This is a genomic window from Pseudomonas emilianonis (assembly GCF_023072625.1).
Lineage (GTDB): Bacteria > Pseudomonadota > Gammaproteobacteria > Pseudomonadales > Pseudomonadaceae > Aquipseudomonas > Aquipseudomonas paraveronii.
Map to the genome: position 1 here is coordinate 1 of NZ_JAKNRV010000246.1, position 8,046 is coordinate 8,046.

Sequence of the window (8,046 nt, forward strand, 5' to 3'; positions counted from 1 at the left end):
CCTCAGCGGCAGCCCGCAGCCGTTCTCGATCCGCCCCGAGCACGTGCGCTTCGCCGAAGGCCCGCTGGCGGCCGGCGAAGTGGAAATCAGCGGCCTGCTGCATGACATCCAGTACCAGGGCAGCGCCACCCGCTATGAACTGAAACTGGCGAACGGCCAGGCCTTGAACATCAGCCAGGCGAATAACCAGTGGCTGGACACCAGCAACGGCTATCAGGTCGGCCAGCCCATCAGCGTGCGCTGGGCGCGGGCAGCCATGACCACCCTGGCCGACCACGCAGGCGAGGTGTGACATGAGCCTGGCCCTGACCCAACCGCCGATGCGCAGGTTTTCCAACCTGCTGTACCGCAAGCCCAACCTCTACCTGGCGATGCTGCTGATACCGCCGCTGATCTGGTTCGGCGCGATCTACCTGGGCTCGTTGCTGACCCTGCTGTGGCAAGGCTTCTACACCTTCGACGACTTCACCATGGCGGTCACGCCGGACCTGACCCTGGCCAACTTCGCCGCGCTGTTCCAGCCGTCGAACTTCGACATCATCCTGCGCACCCTGAGCATGGCGATTGTGGTGTCGATCGCCAGTGCCGTCGTCGCCTTCCCGATCGCCTATTACATGGCGCGCTACACCACGGGCAAGACCAAGGCGTTTTTCTATATCGCGGTGATGATGCCAATGTGGGCCAGCTATATCGTCAAGGCCTATGCCTGGACCTTGCTGCTGGCCAAGGGCGGCGTGGCGCAATGGTTTGTGCAGCACCTGGGCCTGGAGCCGGTGTTGCAGTTCGTGCTGGGGATTCCCGGCGTGGGCGGCAGCACCTTGAGCACCTCGCACTTGGGGCGGTTCATGGTGTTCGTCTATATCTGGCTGCCGTTCATGATCCTGCCGATCCAGGCATCGCTGGAGCGTTTGCCGCCGTCGTTGCTACAGGCTTCGGCGGACCTGGGCGCCAAGCCGCGCCAGACCTTCATGCAAGTGATCCTGCCGCTGTCGGTGCCGGGGATTGCGGCCGGTTCGATCTTCACGTTTTCGCTGACCCTGGGCGACTTCATCGTGCCGCAACTGGTCGGCCCGCCGGGTTACTTCGTCGGCGGCATGGTGTACGCCCAGCAAGGCGCCATCGGCAATATGCCCATGGCCGCGGCGTTCACCCTGGTGCCGATCGTGCTGATCGCGGTGTACCTGTCCATCGTCAAACGCCTGGGGGCCTTCGATGCACTCTGAGAAATCATCACTCGGCTTGAAGATAGCGGCCTGGGGCGGCTTGGTGTTTTTGCACTTCCCGATCCTGATCATCTTCCTCTATGCCTTCAACACCGAAGAAGCGGCGTTCAGCTTTCCACCCCAGGGCTTCACCCTGAGGTGGTTCAGCGTGGCTTTCGCCCGCCCGGACGTGCTCGAAGCGATCAAGCTGTCGCTGCAGATCGCGGCGATCGCCACCCTGATCGCCATGGTCCTCGGCACCCTCGCTTCAGCCGCGCTGTATCGCCGCGAGTTCTTCGGCAAGCAAGGCGTGTCGCTGATGCTGATCCTGCCGATCGCGCTGCCGGGGATCATCACCGGTATCGCCCTGCTGGCGACCTTCAAGACGCTGGGCATCGAGCCCGGGATGTTCACCATCATCGTCGGCCACGCGACCTTCTGCGTGGTGATCGTCTACAACAACGTCATCGCCCGCTTGCGCCGCACCTCCCACAGCCTGATCGAAGCCTCGATGGACCTGGGCGCCGACGGCTGGCAGACCTTCCGCTACATCATCATGCCCAACCTGGGTTCGGCGCTGCTGGCCGGCGGCATGCTGGCGTTTGCACTGTCGTTCGACGAAATCATCGTCACCACCTTCACCGCCGGGCATGAGCGCACCTTGCCGCTGTGGCTGCTCAACCAGTTGAGTCGCCCGCGGGATGTGCCGGTGACCAACGTGGTGGCGATGCTGGTGATGATCGTGACGATGTTCCCGATTCTGGGTGCCTATTACCTGACCCGCGGCGGTGAAAGCGTGGCAGGCAGTGGCGGTAAATAACTTTTCCATTGGACCCGGTTTCTTCAGGGCAATAACAATAGTTTTTTGGAGGAATGAACCATGCAAACCAAACTTTTGATCAACGGCCAACTGGTCGAAGGCGAAGGCCCGGCACAAGCGGTGTTCAACCCGGCGTTGGGCCGTGTGCTGGTGGAAATCAAGGAAGCCAGCGAAGCCCAGGTCGACGCCGCCGTGCGTGCCGCCGATGCGGCGTTTGAAAGCTGGTCGCAAACCGCGCCCAAGGATCGCTCGCTGCAGCTGTTGAAACTGGCGGATGTGATCGAAGCCCACGGCGAAGAGCTGGCCAAGCTGGAGTCGGACAACTGCGGCAAACCCTACAGCGCTGCGCTGAATGACGAGATCCCGGCGATTGCCGATGTGTTCCGCTTCTTCGCCGGCGCCAGCCGCTGCATGAGCGGCTCGGCCGGCGGTGAATACCTGCCGGGCCACACCTCGATGATCCGCCGCGATCCGGTGGGCGTGATCGCCTCCATCGCCCCGTGGAACTACCCATTGATGATGGTCGCCTGGAAAATCGCCCCGGCCCTGGCCGCCGGTAATACCGTGGTGCTCAAGCCGTCGGAACAAACTCCGCTGACCGCGCTGCGCATGGTCGAACTAGCGTCGGAGATTTTCCCGGCCGGCGTACTCAACCTGGTCTTCGGCCGTGGGCCCACCGTGGGCAGCCCGTTGGTGAACCACCCGAAAGTGCGCATGGTGTCGCTGACCGGCTCCATCGCCACGGGCGCCAACATCATCTCCAGCACCGCCGACAGCGTGAAGCGCATGCACATGGAGCTGGGCGGCAAGGCGCCGGTGATCATCTTCAACGACGCGGACATCGAGGCGGCGGTGGAAGGCATTCGCACCTTCGGTTTCTACAACGCCGGCCAGGATTGCACCGCTGCCTGCCGTATCTATGCCCAAGCGGAGATCTACGACGCGTTCGTCGAGAAACTCGGCGCGGCAGTCGCCAGCATCAAGTACGGCTTGCAGGATGACCCGACCACCGAGCTGGGCCCGCTGATCACCGCGCAACACCGCGACCGCGTGGCCGGGTTCGTCGAACGTGCCGTGGCGCAGCCGCACATCCGCCTGGTGACCGGCGGCAAAGCGGTGGAAGGCAACGGTTTCTTCTTTGAACCGACGGTTTTGGCCGATGCGCAGCAGGACGATGAGATCGTGCGCCGCGAGGTGTTCGGCCCGGTGGTGTCGGTGACCAAGTTCAGCGATGAAACACAGGTACTCGGCTGGGCCAACGATTCGGACTACGGCTTGGCGTCGTCTGTATGGACCGCTGATGTCGGACGTGCTCACCGCTTGGCCGCACGCCTGCAATACGGCTGCACCTGGGTGAACACCCACTTCATGCTCGTCAGCGAAATGCCTCACGGCGGTCAGAAACTGTCGGGGTATGGCAAGGACATGTCCATGTATGGGCTGGAGGACTACACCACGGTGCGCCATGTGATGTTCAAGCACTGAACCTCGCTCTGATGCCTTTACTGTCAGACATGTGAGCATCGGCAACCCGGATGCGGCGTATCGGGCAGTAGGGGAAGTGGGCTGGAATACAGCCCCCTCCCACATTGGATCTTCATAATTCCTGGGTAATGTGCTCACTCACGGCCCGGAAATGTCTTGTCGCATTTGCCAAGCCATCATCCTGCCATCAATCATTTTTCCTACGCCATCGAACCGCTTAAGCTATCCGGCGTCTGTTTAATGTCCGTTGCGTTTGGCCGAAGGTAGGTCCGAACCGTTATTTCTGATCCAGCACGTGCCAGGGCCGGCGCGGGATTTGCTCACGACAGGTTGTCTCTATGCACCGCAGGAATTTGCTCAAAGCATCCATGGCCATTGCGGCTTACACCGGTTTATCGGCCAGCGGCCTATTGGCCGCGCAGGCCTGGGCCGGGAACCGCGCCGCCGACGGCAAGGCCGTGGCGTTCGATTTCGAAACGCTGAAGGCCCAGGCCAAGCAACTCGCCGGGACCGCGTATAAAGACACCAAACAGGTGCTGCCGCCAACGTTGGCGACCATGACACCGCAGAACTTCAATGCCATCGGCTACGACGGCAACCATTCGCTGTGGAAGGAATTGAACGGCCAGTTGGACGTGCAGTTTTTCCACGTCGGCATGGGCTTCAAGACGCCCGTGCGCATGCACAGCGTCGACCCCAAGACCCGTGAAGCCCGCGAAGTGCATTTCCGCCCTTCGCTGTTCAACTATGAAAAATCCACGGTCGACACCCAACAACTGACCGGCGACCTGGGTTTCTCCGGCTTCAAGCTGTTCAAGGCGCCGGAGCTGGATCGCCATGACGTGCTGTCGTTTCTCGGCGCCAGTTACTTCCGCGCAGTGGATTCCACCGGGCAGTACGGCCTTTCCGCACGCGGCCTGGCGATTGATACCTACGCGAAAAAGCGCGAGGAATTCCCCGACTTCACGCAGTTCTGGTTCGAAACCCCGGACAAAAACGCCACGCGCTTTGTGGTCTACGCCCTGCTCGACTCGCCGAGCGCCACCGGCGCCTACCGTTTCGATATCGACTGCCAGGCCAACCAGGTGGTGATGGCCATCGACGCGAACATCAATGCGCGCACCGCCATCGAACAACTGGGCATTGCCGCGATGACCAGCATGTTCAGCTGTGGTACCCACGAACGACGCATGTGCGACACCCTTCACCCGCAAATCCATGACTCGGACCGCCTGGCGATGTGGCGCGGCAACGGCGAGTGGATCTGCCGTCCGCTGAACAACCCGGCCAAGCTGCAATTCAATGCGTTCGCCGACACCGACCCGAAAGGCTTCGGCCTGGTGCAGACCGACCATGAATTTGCCAGCTACCAGGACACCGTCGACTGGTACAGCAAGCGCCCAAGCCTGTGGGTCGAACCGACCACCGCGTGGGGCGAAGGCTCGATCGACCTGCTGGAGATCCCGACCACCGGCGAAACCCTGGACAACATCGTGGCCTTCTGGACCCCAAAAAAACCCGTGGCCGCCGGTGACTCGCTCAACTATGGCTACAAGTTGTACTGGAGCGCCCTGCCGCCAGTGAGCACGCCGTTGGCGCAAGTCGACGCCACACGTTCAGGCATGGGCGGTTTCACCGAGGGTTGGGCACCCGGCGAGCATTACCCACAAGTCTGGGCGCGCCGGTTTGCCGTGGACTTCAAGGGCGGCGGCCTGGATCGCCTGCCACCCGGCACCGGTATCGAACCGGTGGTGACCTGCTCCAACGGTGAAGTCAAAGACTTCAGCGTGCTGGTGCTGGACAACATCAAGGGCTATCGCATCCTGTTCGACTGGTACCCGACCAGCGACAGCGTGGAGCCGGTGGAGCTGCGCCTGTTCATCCGCACCCAGGACCGCACCTTGAGTGAAACCTGGTTGTACCAGTACTTCCCGCCGGCACCCGAGCAGCGTAAGTACACCTGATGCGACGATAAACCGCTCCAAGGCCGTCCGATTGTTTCCAAGGTTTGGAGCGATCGGACACGCCAGACACCCGCCTCATCCGTCGATGTATAGACACAGCTAAGGCGCATGCTAGGCTTTTTGCCACACGCGCCCTGACTGCCGAGTGACTCCCATGTCTACTGATTCAAACGTCTTGCAGCTGACTATTTCGGCAAAAACCACGCCCAAACTCTCTGCTGCACAGCGTAAATTCAATGCCCTGTTGAAAAAAATCGACAAGCAACGTCTAACGCTCCAAGCCTGGGAAGCAGCCCTGCCCCTATACCATCAACGCTGGCATGAAGAGTTCATGCCGCTAAAAGCCCAGTACGCTGAGCGCCAGACTGCTCTATTGAGCGCGCTCGATATAGCCAGTGATCGTATCAAGCTGGCAAAGGCTGACCGACAGACCTTACAGGCCGTTATCTGTGAATTGGCCACCTCGCTGATGGATGACACCAATCGTGAGCAGATGAAGGCGCTGTATAACAAGCACAGTCACGGTGACTTCGATGATGACGAACGCCAGGAAAACCTGATTATCAAAGAAGCCATGGAGCAAGCCTATGGCATAAAGCTGGACGAAGATTTCGACTTCAGTTCTCCCGAAGCCCTTGCGCAACACCTGCAAGAACACCTGATGGATGAGAAAAAACAACAGGATGAGCGTTCGCCAAAACCCTCTACCGCTCGTGAAAAACGCTTTGAAGAGCAGGCCAAACAAGCCAGTCAGTCAATGCGCGAGGTGTACCGCAAACTGGTCAGTGCACTGCATCCCGACCGGGAAACCGACGATGCTGAACGCCAGCGCAAGACAGTCCTGATGCAGCGAGCCAATCAGGCCTATGCAGAACGTAATCTGCTGGCACTGCTGGAGTTGCAACTGGAGGCCGAGCATCTTGATGCGACAGCCCTGCAGAATATGTCGGATGAGCGATTGCTCCACTACAACCATGTGCTGAGCGAGCAGTACGAAGAACTGCTCATGGAAATCAGTGCCATTGCCTTTGATTTTGTCCGGCAGTTCGATGTCGAACCTTTTGCCCAGGTGACGCTGGCTAACAGCCGCAAGCACGTCAATCGCGCGCTCAAAGACCTCCAGCATCAACTGGGCGACTTGGAACAACTAATGTTTGAAATCGAGAGCCCGAAAGGCCTGAAGCGCTGGCTCAAAGCAGAACGCGCCGCAATGGAAGACGATCTGCTTTCAGCCTTTGGCGAATTCGATTTCTACGACGATCCAGACTTTTCGGACAATCGAGACTTCCCTGAAAATTCAAGCCGTTTCAAGTAGCGGCCCTCGCTTTCAGAACCGCGACACACTTTTCATCGCCCCAATCAGATAGCGCATCGCCACCTGATCGTTCTCGGTCAGGGCGCGATACTGCGCCAGCAATTCAGCTTCATCGGAACTCAACCTTCGGGCGCGCAAGGACACCCCGCGGTTCAGAAAAGACGCCACCACACCCGCTACACCATAGGACTTGGCCATGGACTGTTTCTCCTGATATCGATCAAAAACTCCGTGTGCCCATTACCCGCCTGCCGTGAAGCGCAATGCCTCGGTAGACAAACCGACTGACTCCCTGGGCCAGAAATCAGACTTACCCTAAGCGTAGAAACAATCTCGTGACGTGTGGGATTTTTTTAGAGTATTCACTTAAATAATCGGGTCAGGAATAAATACCTACAGCCATATCCCACAGCTCCCGGCAAAAAAAACCCACCGGGTCAGGGTGGGTTTTGTTGGAGCCGATGAAGGATCAATCCCTGAGATCAGACTCATGAATCGGCTGATCCCGATGGGTCGCCCGCTGGTACTGGGCCGGCCAGGTCGCCTTGCGCCCGCCCAGGTCATCGTCGGCATGCAACGGCCAGTAAGGGTCACGCAGCAGTTCTCGGGCGAGGAAGATGATGTCGGCCTGGCAGGTGCGCAGGATGTGTTCGGCCTGGGCCGGCTCGGTAATCATGCCCACGGTGCCGGTGGCGATGCCCGACTCTTTGCGCACACGCTCGGCAAACCGCGTCTGGTAGCCGGGGCCGATGGGGATCTCGGCGTTGGCGGCGGTGCCGCCAGAGGACACGTCGATCAGGTCGACGCCCAAGTCTTTCAGGCGGCGCGCCAGCTCCACGGTTTCATCGGGGTTCCAGCCGTCTTCCACCCAGTCGGTGGCCGACACCCGCACAAACAGCGGCAGGTCTTGCGGCCAGACTTCACGCACCGCTTCGGTGACTCGCAGTACCAGGCGGATACGGTTTTCAAAGGTTCCGCCGTACTGGTCCTGACGCTGATTGCTGATAGGCGAGAGGAATTGATGCAGCAGGTAACCGTGAGCGGCGTGGATCTCCACCACTTCAAAACCGGCGGTCAACGCGCGCTTGGCAGCGGCGACAAAGTCAGCGATCACTTGCTGGATCCCCGCGTCGTCCAGCGGACGGGGCTGCGTGTGGTTCGGGTCAAAGGCAATCGGCGACGGCCCCACCGGCACCCAGCCGCCGTCTTCCGGCTTGACGCTGCCGTGCTTGCCGATCCACGGCCGATGGGTGCTGGCCT

The 8,046-nt window shown here is 60.3% G+C and carries 8 protein-coding genes; 6 read left to right on the forward strand and 2 right to left on the reverse strand.

Annotated features, from left to right (window positions below):
* From L9Z73_RS20965 to L9Z73_RS20990, 6 genes are all read left to right on the forward strand, one after another.
* On the forward strand, nucleotides 1-292 hold a 292-nt coding region (locus L9Z73_RS20965), incomplete at its 5' end, for a TOBE domain-containing protein (RefSeq protein ID WP_247404956.1).
* Between the two features lies 1 nt (nucleotide 293).
* Nucleotides 294-1,223: an ABC transporter permease gene (locus L9Z73_RS20970; RefSeq protein WP_247404959.1), complete on the forward strand. Its 930-nt coding sequence runs from the start codon at nucleotides 294-296 to the stop codon at nucleotides 1,221-1,223.
* The gene (locus L9Z73_RS20975) at nucleotides 1,213-2,022 is read left to right on the forward strand and encodes an ABC transporter permease (RefSeq protein WP_247404962.1); all 810 of its coding nucleotides are present in this window, start codon (nucleotides 1,213-1,215) and stop codon (nucleotides 2,020-2,022) included. The genes L9Z73_RS20970 and L9Z73_RS20975 overlap by 11 nt, the downstream gene beginning before the upstream one ends.
* Nucleotides 2,023-2,082: 60 nt before the next feature.
* Nucleotides 2,083-3,507 (forward strand): gamma-aminobutyraldehyde dehydrogenase, encoded by a 1,425-nt coding sequence (locus tag L9Z73_RS20980; protein ID WP_247404965.1) that lies wholly within the window; start codon nucleotides 2,083-2,085, stop codon nucleotides 3,505-3,507.
* A gap of 338 nt (nucleotides 3,508-3,845) precedes the next feature.
* Nucleotides 3,846-5,471 (forward strand): glucan biosynthesis protein D, encoded by a 1,626-nt coding sequence (locus L9Z73_RS20985; RefSeq protein ID WP_247404968.1) that lies wholly within the window; start codon nucleotides 3,846-3,848, stop codon nucleotides 5,469-5,471.
* Nucleotides 5,472-5,625: 154 nt separating this feature from the next.
* On the forward strand, nucleotides 5,626-6,786 hold the full coding sequence (locus L9Z73_RS20990; protein ID WP_247404972.1) for a hypothetical protein: 1,161 nt from the start codon (nucleotides 5,626-5,628) through the stop codon (nucleotides 6,784-6,786).
* 12 nt (nucleotides 6,787-6,798) lie between these two features.
* Here L9Z73_RS20990 and L9Z73_RS20995 read toward each other — a convergent pair whose 3' ends face one another.
* Nucleotides 6,799-6,984: a hypothetical protein gene (locus L9Z73_RS20995; RefSeq protein ID WP_247404975.1), complete on the reverse strand. Its 186-nt coding sequence runs from the start codon at nucleotides 6,982-6,984 to the stop codon at nucleotides 6,799-6,801.
* A gap of 271 nt (nucleotides 6,985-7,255) precedes the next feature.
* The coding region (locus L9Z73_RS21000; RefSeq protein ID WP_247404978.1) for an oxidoreductase at nucleotides 7,256-8,046 on the reverse strand (791 nt) is incomplete at its 5' end.

Bases quoted from the DNA above. Each gene is read 5' to 3' on its own strand.
- L9Z73_RS20970 (WP_247404959.1), top strand. From the start codon at position 294: ATGAGCCTGGCCCTGACCCAACCGCCGATGCGCAGGTTTTCCAACCTG.
- L9Z73_RS20975 (WP_247404962.1), top strand. From the start codon at position 1,213: ATGCACTCTGAGAAATCATCACTCGGCTTGAAGATAGCGGCCTGGGGC.
- L9Z73_RS20980 (WP_247404965.1), top strand. From the start codon at position 2,083: ATGCAAACCAAACTTTTGATCAACGGCCAACTGGTCGAAGGCGAAGGC.
- L9Z73_RS20985 (WP_247404968.1), top strand. From the start codon at position 3,846: ATGCACCGCAGGAATTTGCTCAAAGCATCCATGGCCATTGCGGCTTAC.
- L9Z73_RS20990 (WP_247404972.1), top strand. From the start codon at position 5,626: ATGTCTACTGATTCAAACGTCTTGCAGCTGACTATTTCGGCAAAAACC.
- L9Z73_RS20995 (WP_247404975.1), bottom strand. From the start codon at position 6,984: ATGGCCAAGTCCTATGGTGTAGCGGGTGTGGTGGCGTCTTTTCTGAAC.